Below are 16,313 nucleotides of genomic sequence, written 5' to 3'. Positions count from 1 at the left end.
GAACGACGCGCCGCGAACGATTACGAGTCACGACTCGCCTTGCAACCCCGCCTCTCGCAGCGCCTCGTTGAGGTCCGCGCGGACGTGTTCACCCAGTTCCCGGTCGCCGGCCGTCGTGACGACGCGGTTCTCCTGCACGCTCGACCCGTCGCGGATGAGCACGCGGACGTTGCCGTTAGCGTCGGCCCGGGTCGCCTTCGCCCGGACGCCGGTCGGCGAACTCGACCCGCCGGCGTCGATGGGACCCGGGATGACCTTCTTGACGTGGGGATGACCCGCGACCGTCTGGATGACGCGCTGGCCCTCGCGGTCGCCGATGAGCGTCGAGTGGCTGCCGCCCAGTTTCTCGGAGGGAGCGGCGTCGACGACCTCCAGCGCGGGTTCGCCCTGCCGCTCGACGACGCGCTGGACCGGGTCCTCGCCCTCGACGCGGAAGAACTCGTGGTGTAACTGCTCTCGCACCGCCGCGATGACCGCGCGGTCGCCGGTGACGTACACCTCCTCCGGGCGCTTGCGCCGCACCTCGTCGGCGACCAGCCCGGCGAAGTTGCGCAACTGGACGACCGCCTTCTCGTCGCTCTCGCCGTCTTCCGGCGTGGTGGTGACGGCCCGCTCGCCGCACACCTCGCCGTCGGAGAGGCAGGTGACCGTCGCCCGCTTCTCGCCGAGTTCGAGGACGACGGCGTCGGCGTTGGCAGTGTGACACACCAGGCAGTAATCGCCCGGCCTGTCGAGCGGCGTCGCGCACTGCCGGCAGTCCATACCCGGCAGTAGGTGGATTCTCGGGGATAAGCGGGACGGTTCGGGCGGCGTGTGGGTGGGCGTCTCGCAGCGGCGTCAGATCGCGTCGCCGGGGTCGTGGTCCTCCGCCACGCGCGCCGCCTCCTCGGCGTACCGCTCGCGCGTCTCCGCGTCGTCGACGGCTTCGAGGTTGTCGGGCGAGACGTCCTTCGCGGCCGTCGCCGTGTCCGCGTCGACGGCCGACGCCGCCAGCTCCTTCCGGAACAGTCGGTCCCCCTCGGGAGTCGCGTACTTGAGCGTGATGAGGTCGCGGTTGTTGTACCCGCGCTCGACGAGCCACACGCGAACGTCGTCTGTCTCCGCCATAGCGGGACGACGAACGGCGGAGGGTTAGGCGTTCGGGCCGCGAGCGACGCGACGCGCTCACTCGTCGGGGTCGCCCTTCCGGAACTCCCGCAGGACGACCGTCGCGTAGCTCCCCTTCGGGAGCGAGAAGGAGAACGTCAGGTCGTCGCCGTCGCGGTCGACGCCGAGGTCGGTCCTGAGCAGCATCGCCCGCCGCGTGCCCTCGCTGTGGAAGTTCCCGGGCAGGTCGAAGTCGGCGGGTTCGAGTCCCACGTCCGCCAGCACGTCGCGTTCTATCTCGCCCGGTTCGCCGTCCGCGAGTTCGGTTTCGGTCCCCACCAGCGGTGCGGTGACGAACGCCCGGCCGCGCTCGCAGTGGCGCTCGACGGTCCGCAGGCGCTTCTCGGTGACGCGCTGGATCCGGTCGGGGTCGGGGAGGGCGAGGTCGTCCGGGGCGTCGCTGTCTCGCGGACTTCGTCCGCTCGACCGGTCCGAGGTGCGTAGCACCTCGCTGTCCGAAAAGCACACCACGTCACCTTCGACGGGACGGTCGAACGGCAGGCCCCGCTCCAGTCGCGCCGAGAGGATGCGGTTGAAGACGTAGGACTGGGCGGCGTTGACGAACAGCGTCTGGAGGTTCGTCGGGAGCGTCTCGACGGCCTCGCGGAAGTCCTCGGGACCGTCCGCACCGTTGTCGACGAGCGCGTGACACATCGACCGCTCGTAGCCGAGCGCGCGCGGCAGGCGGTCCAGCGCGCCCGCCCAGTCGCGCGTCTCCTCGACGTACTCGCGGGCTTCCTGGGTCGCCTCGGGTTCCCGGTCGTGCGGATTCCCGACGTAGGCCAGAACCGCGCCTTCCCAGTCGCCGCGGACGATTTCGAGGCCGACCGCGTGGGTGACCGGTCGGCGCGACCCGAACCGCTGTTGGCCGAAGTAGTTGGGGACGCCGGCCGTCGCCTCCTCGGGGAACGAGTCCGGCGTCCCGATCTCGCCTCCGCCGTCTCCGCTTCCGCCCGCGAACGCCCGCAGATCCGCGAAGACCGACCCGGCGTTCTCGGGGAACTCGGCGTCTCGAACGGCGATCTCGAAGGCGTTGCCGGCGAGGTCGCCGAAGAGGATGGGACGGCCCGCCCGCCCGACAACCTCGATATCGGCCCCGTCGAGTTCGGGCACGTCTTCGGGGTCGATGCCGTCGACGGAGAACAGCTGTCGGGTGACCGCTCGTTTGTCCTTCGTCCCGGCCCAGGAGACGCGCTCGCGGGAGATACCGAGCCGGTCCGAGAGCGCGCCGGCGAAGTCGTTGGTGTCCCAGTTTCGCAGTTCGACGCGGCAGACGACGTGGGGGTACCCGCTAGGGTCGGCGTCGACCGGCGCGACGTCGAACGCCTCCAGTTCCGTGACTCGGAAGTCCTCGGGGGCGACGCGGAGGCGGCCACCCACGCCGTCGGCGTCGCTGACGTAGTAGTCCATACCGACCGCCCGCTCGATTGGGTGGGCCTCGCGCATTGCTACGGTGTTCGTGGCTCACCGCTTATGGCTGGCGTTCGCCGGCCGAGAAAACGAAGAAAGGCGATGAACCGATTCAGGTCCCGCTCGACTGCGCGGCGGTGAGGTCCCCGCGCGTGTCGATGTCCCGCACCGCGCGGACGGGCGCGGGGCCGGGGACGGTGACGACCGAGAGCCGGTCCAGCAGGTCCGTCAGGGCGCTGGAGCCGAGTCCGAGGGTCGTATCGGCCGCCTCGACGGCGGCATCCGCGCGATAGACGCCGGCCAGCGGGCGCAGTCGGTCGCCGATGTGCGGGACCGCCCCGTCCTCTTCCGCCGCCGCGAACAGTCGCGACACGACTGCCGAGCGCATCTCAGTCGCTCCCGCTCGGGACCTGTTCGGGTTCGCCGCCGCCGACGAAGCCGGCCGTGTTGGCGACCTTCGCGACCTCCGGGCGGAACACCCACGCCGCCAGCAGCACGATAGGGACCATCGACGCGCCGACGATGGAGTAGCCGAGGTGGAGGTTCGCCAGCCACGGGGCAGAGTAGACGAGCGGGTAGAGGATGCCGCCGACCGTGCCGACGCCGCCGACGACGCCCGCGACCGCGCCGGAGCTGTTGGGGAACATCGAGGGGACCATCGCGAAGATGGAGCCCTCGGCGAAGGCACAGGCCGTGCCGACGAGGAAGCCGACGACGACGGCGTTCAGCAGGACGCCGGAGAGACCGGCGAGGGTCATCGCGACCATCGTCACGACGATGAAACACAGCGTGACGAACGTCCACTGCTCGCGGTGGCGACCGCGGAAGAACGGCAGGATATTCATCTCCTTACGGGCGAGCACGTCGCTGACGTAGCCGCCGACGGGACGGAGCAGGCCGGCCGCGACGGAGAACGTCGCGGCGAACGTGCTCGCGAGGACGAGGTTGTCCTGGTCGAACGCCTCGCGATAGTAGGTGGCGAGCCACCCGTTCATCGACAGTTCGAGGCCGAACGACATGACGTACGCCAGCGCGAGGACGACGGTCCCGTAGCGCGTGGCCGTGTGGAGCCAGTCCCTGAAGCTCGCGTTGTCCTTGGTCGCCTGGCGCTTCTCCTCGCTCTTCGCGGCCTCGCCGAGCGTGTAGTACGCGACGGCGAGGAAGATGGAGACGACGCCGGTGTAGAAGAAGGCGGCTCGCCAGTTCGTCGAGAACAGCGGCCCGTTCCATCCGGAGCCGAACACGCGCGGGAGGACGAGCGCCCCCGCCGCAGCCCCGGCGTTGCCGACGCCGGCGTAGATGCCCTCGGCCAGACCGAGGTTCTCCTCTTCCCACCACTCGGCGACGTGCTGGATGCCGATGACGAACGTGATGCCCGCCGTGGCGACGATGATGCGCGTCGCGAAGAACAGCGAGTACGTCTCGATGAACGCGCTCGCCATCGAGAACACGCCGACGTACGCCAGCACGATGGCGAAGATGGCGGGCGCGCCGAACTTATCGGAGAGCCAGCCGGTGAGCATCCGACCGAACGGGGCCATCCAGATGGCTGAGCTCGCGAGGATGCCGATCTCGGCCGTCGTCAGCCCGAACTCCTCGGCCATCGGTCCGGTAAACGGCGCGAAGGAGAACCAGATGAGAAAGGAGAAGTTGAACCCGATAGTGGCGAGCACCAGCGTCCGGTACTTCGTCATCTCGATCAGTCCCATGCTATCGCCCCCGCGAACGTGACCGAACGACCACCGGCGACCCAAGGTAGTTGTATTTCACGAACTTTGCTGCCCTTTTCTACTACGTTCGAACACATTAGTACGAGATACCCTAACGAACAGGAGACAATAACGGTGACTATTTACAAAATCACAACTTTCTCTTCGTGGACGCACATCCGAACAATCCCGCCGTCTTCCTCCGCGCGCTGAGCGCGTTTTTTCCCAACGTCAAGAAACGCGGCGTGACAAGTGTGCAATCGTCAATCGAGCGCCGCGACGACGTCGTCGAGGCGAGGAGATCCCCGTAATCGAGGGATTGCGACGGTATCCGGCACGGTCGCGGGACGTAATTTCCGAAATCTATGGCACTCTGTCGTATATTTTCGTTCAACGAAAGAGTTATTCGGCCACTCACGAAATAATGACCGAATTATTGGCCCAGATTATGTACGGACGCGAGAAAGAGTGCTACACTCGCCACCTCGTCAGATCCCCGCCCACCTGCGAGGACCTCCGTCGAGTCGTCGGAGACCCGATCACTGACTCAGCACCAGCGAGCCCACGAGAGAGATGAGCCACTGGAAGCCAACGACCTGTATGCGGTGTGCGGTCGGCTGCGGCCAGCACCAGCGCGGCGTGGATCAGGGGTACGGCGTCGACAAGGTCCGGGGCGACTACGACCACCCCGCGACGGAGGGACTGTCCTGTGAGCGCGGCATCAGAGAGACCGAGAACCCCGACGGCGAGTGGCTCACGGAGCCGCTCATCCGCCGGGGCGACACGCTCAGGCCCACCTCCTGGGAGCAGGCGCTCGGCGTCGTCGCGGCCGAGTTCATCCAGGCGATCGCCGCCGACCCCGATAGCGTGGCGGTCCTCGGGAGCGGCCAGCAGACCAACGAGGCCGCCTACGCGCTGGGGAAACTGGCCCGCGGCGGCATCGGCACCAGACACTTCGACGCCAACACGACGCTGTGCATGGCGAGCGCGGTCAGGGCGTACTACGACGCCTTCGGCAGCGACGCGCCGCCGCCGACGTACGACGACATCCCCGAGGCGGAGACGCACGTCGTCTGGGGGGCGAATCCCGCCGTCGCCCACCCGGTGTTGTACCGCTGGATCCTCGACAGCGCCGCCGATCCGGACGGTCGGCTGGTCGTCGTCGACCCCGTCGAGAGCGAGACGGCCGCCGACGCCGACCGGTACGTCGCGCCCGACCCCGGCACCGACCTCGAACTCGCCCGCGCCGTCCTCGCGCGACTGGTCGGCACCGACCGCATCGACCGGGGGTTCGTCGACGCCTACACCGAGGGGTACGACGAACTGGTCGACTCGCTTCCGGACGCCGAGCGCACTGCCGAGACGGCCGGCGTCCCGATGGAGACGGTCGACGCGCTGGCCGACGCCTTCGCGGCCCCGACGCTGCTGTACTGGGGGATGGGCGTCAACCAGAGCGCGAACGGCACCGACGCCGCGCGGATGCTCGTCAACCTCTGTCTGGCGACGGGGAACCTGGGTCCGGGGACCGGTCCGTTCTCGCTGACCGGGCAGGCCAACTCGATGGGTGCCCGGGTCGTCTCCTCGAAGGAGACGTGGCCCGGCCAGCGGCCGTTCGCCGACCAGGACCACCGGGCGGCGGTCGCCTCGGCCTGGGGCGTTCCGCTGAGCCGGTTGCCCGACGACGCCGGGCCGGGACCGGTCGGCATCGTCGACCAGATCAACCGCGGCAACGTCGACGTCTGCTGGACCGTCGCCACCAACCCCGTCGCGGGGATGCCCGACGCCACCAACGTCGAGCGCTCGCTCGACGACGTCTTCCTCGTCGCGCAGGACGCCTTCCGGTCGGAGACGGTCGAACACGCCGACGTGGTGCTGCCCGCGGCGACGTGGGGCGAGAGCGAGGGGACGACCACGAACATGGAACGGCGCGTCTCCAGAGTCACCGCCGTGAGCGACACCGTCGATAGCGTTCGACAGGACATCGACATCATCGCGGCGCTCGGCAACCGCATCGACGAGAACCTCTTCGACGAGCCGCCCATCGGCCCCGAGGCCGTCTTCGACGAGATCCGGGCTCTCACTGAGGGCACCGTCGCCGACTGCTCGGGCATCACCTACGACCGCCTCGAGAGGGAGCTGGCCGTCCGCTGGCCCGCCCCGGACGAGGAGACACAGGGCGGGTACCGCTACTACGAGGGTGGCGGCGAGAACGGCGATGCCGACGACGGTGCCGAGAGCGAATCGTGGTCGTTCCCGACCGACTCCGGGCGGGCGCGCTTCTCGGCGGCGACCTACCGGGGACTCCCGGAGCCGACCGACGCGACCTACCCGCTCCTCCTGACGACCGGGCGGCGGGCCGGGGCGTACAACACCGGCGTTCGGACTCGCGAGACGACCAGCGAGTTCCCCACTGCACGCATCCATCCGGAGACCGCTGGACAGTACATCGACCTGCTGGACCGCGGCCGGACCGTCGTCGAATCGCGTCGCGCGCGAATCACCGTCGACCTCGCGCCGGACGACAGCGTCCCGACCGGTGCCATCTGGATGGACGTCCACAACCCGGCGGTGAACGACCTGACGGTACCTGCGGTCGACCCCGACTCGAACGAGCCCAACTACAAGCAGTGCGCCGTCCGGCTGGCGTCCCCGGACGCCGGCCCGACGGTGACCCAGAACGGCCTGCCGCGAACCGGCACGCTCGACGGCGACTGAGAAAGGGCGGACGTTCGAGCCGCTTTCGCCGACCGTTCAGTCCGCGGTCGCCGGCGACAGTTCCGCCTCGGGCGCGGTGAGCCTGACCGCACACTGTTTGAAGTGTGGCTCCCTCGACTGGGGGTCCAGTTCCGAGAGCGTGAGCCGGTTGGTCGCCGGGTGGTGAATCGGGAGCCACACCATCCCCCGGGGGACCCCCTCGTCGGGGTCGAGGCGAACCGTCTCGGACCCGCGTCGGGAGACCACCGTGAGGCGGTCCTCGGTGACGGAGTCGGCGTGCTCGTCGATAGTGTCGGGATGAATCCGCGCCACGAGGTCGCCGGCGGTCCCGCCGCGCGACCGGACGCCCGTGTTGTACCCGTCGGCCTCCCGCGCGGTCGTCAGGGTCAGCGGGTAGTCGTCGTCGGTCGGCTCCGGCAGGGCACCCTGCCGGCCGGTGGAGAACTGCGCGTTGCCCGACGCCGTCGGGAACGACCACGACTCGTCCTCGCCCGCGTCGGTATCTCCGGTATCCGCGTCGTCGGTATCGTCGGCTTCGGCGTCACCGCTCTCGCTGCCCTCGTAGTAGCGGTAGCCGCCGGCGCTCTCGACGCCGGGGGCGGGCCAGCGGATCGCGTGGGCGTCCTCCAGTCGGTCGTAGGTGATGCCCGAGCAGTCGGCGACGGTGCCCTCGGTGAGCGCGGTGAACTCCTCGAATATCGATTCGGGGTCCGGCGACGTGCTCTCGAAGAGGCCGCGGAACAGGCGCGAGCCGATGGTGGCGATGATGTCGAGGTCGGGTCGGACGCCGCTCGGCACTTCGGTCGCCGCCCGGACCCGCGAGACGGTCCGCTCCATGTTCGTGGTCGTCCCCTCGCTCTCGCCCCACGTCGCCGCGGGCAGCACCACGTCGGCGATAGCGATCGTCTCCGTGTGGAAAGCGTCCTGTGCGACGACGAAGGCGTCTTCGAGCGCCTCGCGGGCGGTATCGGCCTCCGGCATCCCCGCGACGGGGTTGGTGGCGACGGTCCAGACCGCGTCGGGACCGGCTTCGAGGATACCGACCGGTCCCGGCCCGGCGTCGTCCGGCAGGCGGTCGACCGGTACGTCCCAGCGGTCCGCGACGGTCCGCCGGTGGTCCGGATTCTCGAAGGTCCGCTGGCCGGGCCAGGACCCTTTCGAGGAACAGACGCGGGTCCCCATCGAGTTGGCCTGCCCGGTCAGCGAGAACGGGCCGCCGCCGGGCCGGAGGTTGCCGGTGGCGAGCGTCAGGTCGACGAGCGCCCGCGCCGTCTCGGTCCCCTGGACGTGCTGGTTGATGCCCATGCCCCAGTAGACGAGGGCCTGCCGGTCCAGCGCGTCGGCCAACAGGTCCACCTTCGCCATCGAGACGCCCGCGGTCTCGGCGGCGCGCTCGGCGTCGGGCAACACGTCGAGCAGCGCGTCGAAGCCGTCGGTGGCCGCCTCGACGAACGCCTCGTCCACGCGGTCGGTCTCGACGATTCGAGCCAGCACCGCCCGCGCCAGCGCGAGGTCCTTCCCCGGGTCGGGCGCGACGTGGTGTTCCGAGTTCTCGGCCGTCTCGGAGCGCACCGGGTCCACGACGAGTATCTCGACGCCCTCCTCGTCCGCGGCCTGCCGTATCCAGCGGAACATCACGGGGTGAGCGACCGCCGGGTTCGCCCCCCAGACGACGTGGCGGTCGGCGTCCTCGATATCGGCGTAGGTACACGGCGGGGCGTCGCTCCCGAACGCCTGGTAGTACGCCGTGACCGCGCTCGCCATGCACAGCGTCGTGTTCGCGTCGTAGTTTCGCGTCCCGAACCCGCCGCGGGCGACCTTGCCCAGCGCGTAGGCGGCCTCGTTGGTCTGCTGACCGCTGCCGAGGACGGCGACGCTATCGGGGTCCCGTTCGTGGGCCTCGCGCAGTCCCTCGACGGCGCGGGCCAGCGCCACGTCCCACGTCGTCTGCCGGAGTTCGCCGTCGCTGCGGACGAGCGGCCGCGTCAACCACTGGCCGTCGGGGTCGCGGCTCTCCTGAATGCCGCGGGCGCACGCCAGCCCCTGATTCACCGGATGGGCGGCGTCGCCGCGGACGGTGTCGATCCCGTAGCCGATATCGGCCGCCTGATGTACGTGGCCGCAGCCGACCGCACACCGCATACACGTCGTCGGTACCCGGTCGCTCACGGGCGATCACGCGCCGGTCCGGCGCACGACCGTCCACGCTGGAAGATGTTTCCAATACGCTCGTTCACCATTCTACTACTGGGGTAGAAGAAACAGCGATACAAAACAGTATTCCTTGACGAAAGTATCTATCTGAGGGCGTCAGTGGACGTTCGTCGATTCGAGTTCGGAAGCGTCGTGGTTCCCCGGCCGGATTACCGAAACGTTGTGTTCGCGGCCGGCACGTCCGGACTCTTTTACACGCCGAACGCATCGCTGTCGTGCGGTCGTCTCTACGTCGATCTACGAGACCCGTATCAGTCGTCGGCCGTCGGCGGGTCGTCGAGGTACTTCTCGTTGACGACCCACTCCCCGTCCTCTTCGACCATGTACTCGCCGTAGTAGGGAACGCGGTTCGCGACGGTCTCGCGGAACGTCTCTCGAATTTCCGCGCGCGTCATCTCGCCCATCGGGCGCAGATCGTCGTTGCGGTTCAGACAGCCCTTGAGATAGCCGTCGTGAGTGACCCGAACCCGGTGGCAGTTAGCACAGAACTCCTCGTTGCCGACCGGGTCGACGACTTCGACCATCCCGCCGTCGATGAAGTACCGCGAGCGACCGTGCATCTCCCGCTGCTCGATCCGGTCGGCCCGCCCCGCCAGCCACTCGTGCATCGCCGCGGTGTCGACCGCCCAGTCGGCGTTGCCGACCAGTTCCGGCATGTACTCGATGAGCTGGAGGCGCAGCCCGTCGTTCTCGGCGACGTGGTCGACCATCTCGGGGAGGTACGGTTTGGTGCCCTTGAAGACGACCATGTTGAGCTTCACCGGCGCGAGCCCCGCGTTGAGGGCCGCTTCGACGCCCTCCAGTACCTGCTCGTAGGCCCCCGTCTGCGTCACCTTCGCGAAGTCGTCGGGGTCTAAGGCGTCCTGCGAGACGTTCACTCGTTCTAAGCCCGCGTCGACGAGTTCGTCGGCCCGACCCGGGAGGAAGGTGCCGTTGGTCGTCATCGACACCTCCAGTTCGTCGGGCGTCCGGCGGACGATCTCCGTGAGGTCCCCCCGGAGCATCGGTTCGCCGCCGGTGAACTTCACCGCGTCCACGTCGAACTCCGCGGCGACCTCCAGGAAGCGGACCACGTCGTCGGCCGACATCTCGTCGTCCTGCGGGTCCATCGGGCCGCGCGTGTCGCCGAGCCCCTCGTTGTGACAGTAGACGCAGTCGAAGTTACACCGGTCGGTCAGCGAGACGCGAACGCCGGTGACCTCCCGTCCGAACTCGTCGACGAGCATCCGATTCCTAGTCCGGCGGCCGCGGGGAAAAGTATCCGGGTCGGTGCCATTATTATCTCGCCCGGCCCAGCCTCCGCCATGACCGACCGCCAGGACGCCGGGTTCCGCGAGCACACGCCGCTCTCCGAGGCCCTGATCCGCTTCGGCGAGCAGGTCTCTCCGCATGGACGCGCCGAAGCGGTTCCGGTGACCGAGGCCGACGAGCGCTGGCTGGCGGCCGCGCTCACCGCCCGTCGGGACGTGCCCGGCGAGGCGCGCGCGGCGATGGACGGCTACGCGGTCCTCGCCGAGGACACGCTCGGGGCCAGCGAGCGCGCGCCGGTCGTCTTAGATCGGAACGACCGCGCGGGCCAGGGCCGGGCCACGCCGGTCCACACGGGGAGCGAACTCCCCTCGGGGGCCGACGCCGTCGTGAAAGTCGAGCGGACCGACGACCGGGACGGCGACGTCGCGGTGCGGGCGACGGTCGCGCCGGGCGAGAACGTCGCGCCCGCGGGCGAGGACGTGGCCGCGGGGACCGACCTGTTTTCGGCGGGCCACCGACTGACCCCCGCGGACCTCGCGGTCGCGAAGAGCACGGGCCACCGGCAACTCACCGTCGCCGAGCGGCCCCGCGTGAGCGTCGTGCCGACGGGCGAGGAACTGGTCGAGGACGACCCCGGTCCGGGCCAAACCGTCGAGACGAACGCGCTGATGGTCTCCCGACTGGCCGAGCGCTGGGGCGGGACGGCGACGTACCGCGACGTCGTCACCGACGACGTGGACGCGCTCGGCGACGCCATCGAACGCGACACCGACCACGACGTCGTGGTGACGACCGGCGGCTCCTCGGTCGGCGAACGCGACCTGTTGCCCGAAGTCGTCGACGACCGCGGTGAGATGCGCGTCCACGGCGTCGCCATCAAGCCCGGCCACCCCCTCGGCTTCGGCGTCGTCGACGAGACGCCGATACTGGTCCTCCCGGGTTACCCCGTCTCCTGTCTCGTCGGTGCCGTCTCCTTCCTCCGGCCCGCGATAGCGTGGCTCGCGGGCGCGGAACCGGACCCGCTCGCCGAGACGGCGGCGACGCTGACCGAGCGCATCCACAGCGACCTCGGGACGACGCAGTTCGTTCGCGTCAGTCTCGACGACGGCGACGCGACGCCGGTTCGGGCGTCCGGCGCGGGCGTCCTCTCCAGCGCCGTCGAGGCCGACGGCTGGGTCGTCGTCGGCCCGGAGACCGAAGTGCTCGACGTCGACGCGACGGTGACCGTCGAGCGCTGGCCCTAATCGTCGCCCCTCGACTCGTCAGTCGTGGCCGTGTTCCTCGTGCTGGTGCGCCCAGAACTCCCCGTCGACCGTGACCTCCTTCTTGAATAGCGGCACTTCCGCCTTGAGCCGATCGATGCCGTCCTCGACGGTCTCGAAGGCCGCCGCGCGGTGGCCCGCGAGGACGACGACGAAGACGATGTCCTCGCCCGCCTCGACGACGCCGGTGCGGTGGTGTAACAGCACGTCGTAGACGCCCTCGCGGGCTTCGAGTTCCTCGCTGATGGTCGCCATCTTCTCCTCGGCGACGCCGTCGTACTTCTCGAACTCCAGGAACTCCGTCGCCGCGTCCTCGGGACCGTCGCGAGCACGGACTCGGCCGGTGAACGTGGCGATGGCCCCCGAAAATTCGGCGTCGGGCGAGCGCTTGGCCCGCCGGACGAGCGATTCGAGCGTCTCGTAGGGTTCCGCGTCCCCGAGCGCGTCCAGGACCGCTTCGACGTCCGCGGAATCGGCGTCGGGCGCGCGCTGGAGAATCTCGCCCGCGTACTCCCGTTCGTCGTCGTGGTCGGCTTCGTCGCCTCCCTCGCCGCCGAGCACGACGGTCGGCAGGGCGGCGTCGCCGTACCCCTCGACGAGCGCGTAGTCGTACTCGGGCGCGAAGCCGTCGAGCAGGTCCGGGAGCGACCGCTCGCCTCCCGTCGCGAACCACGACCCGTCGCTCGTGACGCCGTAGGTCTCCTCGGCACCGGCCGCTCGGTGGCGGGCCGTGTCCTTCCCCTCGGTGTCCACGTCCGGGTCGCAGTCGATGTGTTTCACGGTCGCCACGCGGCCCTCCTCGGCCAGTCGCTCGGTGAGCCGTTCGACGAGCGTCGTCTTGCCGGCGTCGGACGGGCCGACGACGCGAAGTACGTGCATACGACCGGCAACGCCCTCGGGGAACATCAGCCCTCGGCTCCGGGTTTTTACTGCGCCGCCGCGAAGGGCGACCATGACCGAACGCGGGAACCGGCGGGAACTCGCCGATCTGGAGACGGCCCGGGCGACTATCGCCGAGTTGGGACTAGGTAGCGAGCCGGCAGACGTTCCGCTCGACGACGCGCAGGGCCGGACGCTGGCAGCGGCCGTCTCGGCCGACATCGACGTACCGGGGTTCGATCGGGCCGCGATGGACGGCTACGCGGTCCGGGCGAGCGACACCGTCGGGGCCGGAGAAGCGTCGCCCGTCGAACTCGCCGTCGCGAGCGAACTGCACGCGGGCGAACCGCCCGAGACCGCCGTCGACGAGGGCGACGCCGTCGAGATCGCGACCGGAGCCGTGATGCCAGAGAGCGCGGACAGCGTCGTCGTCGTCGAGCGGACGACCCGCGACGGCGACCGGGTCGAAGTTCGGGACGCCGTCACGCCGGGCGAGAACGTCCTGCCAGCGGGGGCCGACGTGGCCGTCGGCGACTTCGCGCTGAGCGCGGGCACGCGGCTGACGCCCCGAACCATCGGCCTGCTGTCGGCGCTCGGCGAGAGTTCCGTCCCCGTCCGCGGTCGGCCCGAGGTGGCCGTCGTCTCCACCGGCGACGAACTCGTCCCCGCCGACGAGCCCCTCGACCACGACGCCGGACAGATACACGACGTGAACACGCCCGCCATCATGGCCGCCGTCGCCGCCGCGGGCGGCGAGGCGGTCCGCTTCGACAGCGTCGGCGACGACCGCGGGGCGCTGGCCGACGCGCTCTCTGCGGCCGCCGAGACGGCCGACTTAGTGCTCACCTCCGGCTCGACCAGCGCCGGCAGTACCGACGTGCTGGCCACGCTGGTCGAGGAGCGCGAGGACACCGAGCTACTCCTGCACGGCGTCGATATCCAGCCCGGCAAGCCGACCGTCGTCGGCCGCGTCGCCGGGACGCCGTACGTCGGTCTGCCGGGGTATCCCGTCTCGGCGCTGTCGGTGTTCCGCGTGCTCGTCGCGCCGGCGATCCGCGCGGCGACGGGCGTCCCCGCGCCGGCGATGGAGACCGAGGCCGAACTGGCCGCCCGCGTCCGTCACGACGGCGGGCGCTACCGACTGGTCCCGGTGGGGCTCGTCGCGGACGGCGACGGCCAGACGCTCGCCTACCCCGTCGACAAGGGCAGCGGTGCGACGACGAGCCTGGCCTACGCCGACGGCGTCGTCACCGTCGCCGCCACCACGAACTACGTCCCGAGCGGCGAGCGAGTGACGGTCGAACTGTTCGACGACGAGGCGCGCCCGCCCGCCCTGCTCTGCGTCGGCGACCGCGACCCCGTCGTCTCGTCGGCGCTCTCGGCCGTCGAGCGCGTCCGCTACCTGGCTCGCGGAACGCAAGCGGGCGAGCAGTGGCTCGCCGATGGCATCCCGGACGTAGCTGTCGTTACCGGCGACCCCTCGGGCGGGGAGACGTTGGCCGCGTGGAACCGCGAGTGGGGCCTCGCGCTCGGCCCGAACGCCGACCTCTCGGGACTGGAAGCGCTGGTCGACGGAGAAACGACCGTCGTCAACGCGGCCGCCGGAACGGGCCTCAGGAACGCCTTCGACGACGCGCTGGCGGAACTGGACTCGGAACGCGGGTCCGCGAGGCCACGGGACGCCGTCGAGGGCTACGGCGTCACCGCCCACGGCCTCGACGGGCCGGCCCGCCGCGTCGAATCCGGCGACGCCGACGCCGCGCCCGCGCTCCGGCCCAGCGCCGCGTCGCTCGGCCTCTCGTTTCTCCCGCTCGGCACACAGCGACTCTCCGTGGTCGCCCTGTCCGACCGCCGCGAGAAGGACGGCGTCGAATCGCTGGTCGCGGCGCTGGACGGGATCGTGGAACTGCCGGGCTACGAGCGAGTGGCGTAGTGAGCCCGTAGTTCGCTCACTCGTACGCCTCGAACTCCTCGCCGAAGACGAGGAAGTACAGAACTCCGACCACGCCGATGGCGGTTGCCACGCCGAAGGCCAGTTCCGGGCCGGCGCGGACGGTGACGCCCGCGAGTCCGAGGGCCCACTCGCTCCCGTAGAGCCAGCCGCCGAGCGCGGCGCTGGGGATGACGATCGCGTTGCGAATCAGGTAGTAGGTGCCGGTGACGCGGCCGCCGGCGTCGCGCTCGGCGGGGCCGACGATCAGCGCCTTGTGGGCGGGCAGGCCCGCGAACCGGAGGCCGGAGTACGCGAAGAGGGCGACCAACACCCACTGGTCGGGCGGGGCGTAGACGAGCGCGAGGGGAAAGAGCGCGTACACCGAGAAACCCAGCGCGACGGCGGGCTTGAGGCCGAACGCCTCCGTGAGCTTCGAGACGGGGAGCATCGAGACGATGGCGACGACCATCTCGACGCCCAGCAGGACGCCGAAGAAGGCGTCCGGGCGGAGCGTGACTCCGAAGCCCGAGAAGCCGACCGAGAGGAACTCCGTGACGACGATGACGAAGAAGACGTACACCATGCCGTTGGCGAAGCGGACGAGCGTGTCGGCGACGAGCAGCGGTCGCAGCGTCTCCGGCATCGCTCTTAGGTCGTCGATAACCTGCTTCACGCCCTCGAAGGACTTCCCTAAGGAGTCCTCACTAGCGTCGTAGAGGACGTGCTGGGCCACCGTGGCGACGGCCCCGCAGCCGACCGCGGCGAGCAGAACCAACTGGAAGCCGCCGACGAACGTCGCCGTCGCCGCGAGCAGTCCCGCGGCGGCCAGCGGCCCGAGGAGGAATCCGAGTCGTCGGAACACCTCGGTGCTGGCGAAGCCCATCGCTAACCGGTCGTCCGGGACGCTCTGTTTGACGATCGCGAAGGTCGCCCCGAGGCCGAACGACTTCCACGCCTGCGCGAGGAAGAGACCGACGAAGACGAGGCCCCACGCGGGCATCGTGACCGGGCCGATCGCGACGTCGCCGACGACCGAAGCGAGGTACCAGACGCCGAAGCCGACCGTCGCCAATACCGCGAAGGCCGTCAGCGCGAGGCGGGAACCGACGCGGTCGGAGACGGCCCCGCCGGGGTAGGGGTAGACGGCGCTGATGAGGTTGCCGACGCTGCCGTAGAGGCCGATGACGCTCGCGCTCGCCCCGAGGATTCTCATGTACTCGGGAACGTAGCGGCTGGTCATCTGGAAGGCCAAGGAGAACGCCAGCATCGACAGCGAGAGCACCAGTACGTCCCGCTCTAAGGCGAAGAACTGCCGGAACGCCGAGAGCAGGTCGACGTCGGCGTCGCCGTCCCCGTCGCTACCGCGGTCCGTAACCATCGGTCGAAGCCAGACCCGGAACCCACGTATAGCCACGGATTCCGGAGGATAGAGGGCTATAGTGAGCTACGTCGCGCTACAGCGATATCCGGAGACCGGGCTCGCCGACGGGTTAGCGCGCGCATAACCAGAAGGGTACGGGACGGGCGTGGAAACGAGAGTGCCAGTGAGCGAACACGAATCCGAATCCGGGAACAGGGAGCGGCACGAACCGAGCCGGCAGGGGCGACCAGACGAGGTCGAGATACGGGAGTTCGGCGGTCGAACCGTCGCCTACCTCCCGGACGCCGACGACGCCTGGATCTGCGGCTGGGTCGACGTGCCGCGGTAGGTCCACGCCCGCACTGAGTCGTCACTCGTACGGCGTCGAATAGCGTCGAACAGCGGCGAAACGCGCGGAAAAGCGACGAAAAGCG

General features: G+C 69.8%; 13 protein-coding genes. 4 read left to right on the top strand and 9 right to left on the bottom strand.

Annotated features, from left to right (window positions below; translation table 11 throughout):
- Nucleotides 1–27 precede the first annotated feature (27 nt).
- From EGH23_RS00570 to EGH23_RS00550, 5 genes are all read right to left on the bottom strand, one after another.
- On the bottom strand, nt 28–762 hold the full coding sequence (locus tag EGH23_RS00570) for a DUF2103 domain-containing protein (RefSeq protein ID WP_220578097.1): 735 nt from the start codon (nt 760–762) through the stop codon (nt 28–30).
- 75 nt (nt 763–837) lie between these two features.
- A complete protein-coding gene (locus tag EGH23_RS00565; RefSeq protein ID WP_220578096.1) occupies nt 838–1,107 on the bottom strand; it encodes a DUF7967 family protein in 270 nt (89 codons plus the stop codon).
- Between the two features lie 57 nt (nt 1,108–1,164).
- Nucleotides 1,165–2,592, bottom strand: a complete 1,428-nt coding sequence (gene truD, locus EGH23_RS00560) for a tRNA pseudouridine(13) synthase TruD (protein ID WP_220578095.1) — start codon at nt 2,590–2,592, stop codon at nt 1,165–1,167.
- A 76-nt stretch (nt 2,593–2,668) separates the two neighbouring features.
- Nucleotides 2,669–2,944: a molybdenum cofactor guanylyltransferase gene (gene mobA, locus EGH23_RS00555; protein WP_220578094.1), complete on the bottom strand. Its 276-nt coding sequence runs from the start codon at nt 2,942–2,944 to the stop codon at nt 2,669–2,671.
- A gap of 1 nt (nt 2,945) precedes the next feature.
- Nucleotides 2,946–4,265 carry an MFS transporter gene (locus EGH23_RS00550; protein ID WP_220578093.1) on the bottom strand — a complete coding sequence of 440 codons (1,320 nt, stop codon included), beginning with the start codon at nt 4,263–4,265 and terminating at the stop codon, nt 2,946–2,948.
- 573 nt (nt 4,266–4,838) lie between these two features.
- Here EGH23_RS00550 and nasA (EGH23_RS00545) point away from each other — a divergent pair.
- Nucleotides 4,839–6,980: an assimilatory nitrate reductase NasA gene (gene nasA / locus EGH23_RS00545; RefSeq protein WP_220578092.1), complete on the top strand. Its 2,142-nt coding sequence runs from the start codon at nt 4,839–4,841 to the stop codon at nt 6,978–6,980.
- Between the two features lie 36 nt (nt 6,981–7,016).
- On the opposite strand, the gene nasA (EGH23_RS00540) is transcribed toward nasA (EGH23_RS00545), so the two are convergent.
- Together nasA (EGH23_RS00540) and moaA are read right to left on the bottom strand one after the other, a co-directional pair.
- Nucleotides 7,017–9,149, bottom strand: coding sequence for an assimilatory nitrate reductase NasA (gene nasA / locus EGH23_RS00540; protein WP_220578091.1), 2,133 nt, complete (start codon nt 9,147–9,149; stop codon nt 7,017–7,019).
- 296 nt (nt 9,150–9,445) lie between these two features.
- A complete protein-coding gene (gene moaA / locus EGH23_RS00535; RefSeq protein WP_220578090.1) occupies nt 9,446–10,420 on the bottom strand; it encodes a GTP 3',8-cyclase MoaA in 975 nt (324 codons plus the stop codon).
- A 78-nt stretch (nt 10,421–10,498) separates the two neighbouring features.
- Between moaA and EGH23_RS00530 the strand changes: the two genes are divergently transcribed.
- Nucleotides 10,499–11,689 carry a molybdopterin molybdotransferase MoeA gene (locus tag EGH23_RS00530; RefSeq protein WP_220578089.1) on the top strand — a complete coding sequence of 397 codons (1,191 nt, stop codon included), beginning with the start codon at nt 10,499–10,501 and terminating at the stop codon, nt 11,687–11,689.
- An 18-nt stretch (nt 11,690–11,707) separates the two neighbouring features.
- Here EGH23_RS00530 and EGH23_RS00525 read toward each other — a convergent pair whose 3' ends face one another.
- A complete protein-coding gene (locus EGH23_RS00525; protein ID WP_220578088.1) occupies nt 11,708–12,586 on the bottom strand; it encodes a molybdopterin synthase in 879 nt (292 codons plus the stop codon).
- 73 nt (nt 12,587–12,659) lie between these two features.
- Here EGH23_RS00525 and EGH23_RS00520 point away from each other — a divergent pair, with 73 nt between their 5' ends.
- Nucleotides 12,660–14,519 (top strand): molybdopterin biosynthesis protein, encoded by a 1,860-nt coding sequence (locus EGH23_RS00520; protein WP_220578087.1) that lies wholly within the window; start codon nt 12,660–12,662, stop codon nt 14,517–14,519.
- Between the two features lie 16 nt (nt 14,520–14,535).
- Here EGH23_RS00520 and EGH23_RS00515 read toward each other — a convergent pair whose 3' ends face one another.
- Nucleotides 14,536–15,897 (bottom strand): MFS transporter, encoded by a 1,362-nt coding sequence (locus EGH23_RS00515; protein WP_220578086.1) that lies wholly within the window; start codon nt 15,895–15,897, stop codon nt 14,536–14,538.
- A gap of 166 nt (nt 15,898–16,063) precedes the next feature.
- Here EGH23_RS00515 and EGH23_RS00510 point away from each other — a divergent pair, with 166 nt between their 5' ends.
- Nucleotides 16,064–16,228: a hypothetical protein gene (locus EGH23_RS00510; protein ID WP_220578085.1), complete on the top strand. Its 165-nt coding sequence runs from the start codon at nt 16,064–16,066 to the stop codon at nt 16,226–16,228.
- Nucleotides 16,229–16,313 lie beyond the last annotated feature (85 nt).

Source organism: Haloarcula nitratireducens (genome assembly GCF_019599505.1).
Note: the sequence above shows the minus strand (reverse complement) of the source record. Positions and strands in the feature narration are given on the sequence as shown.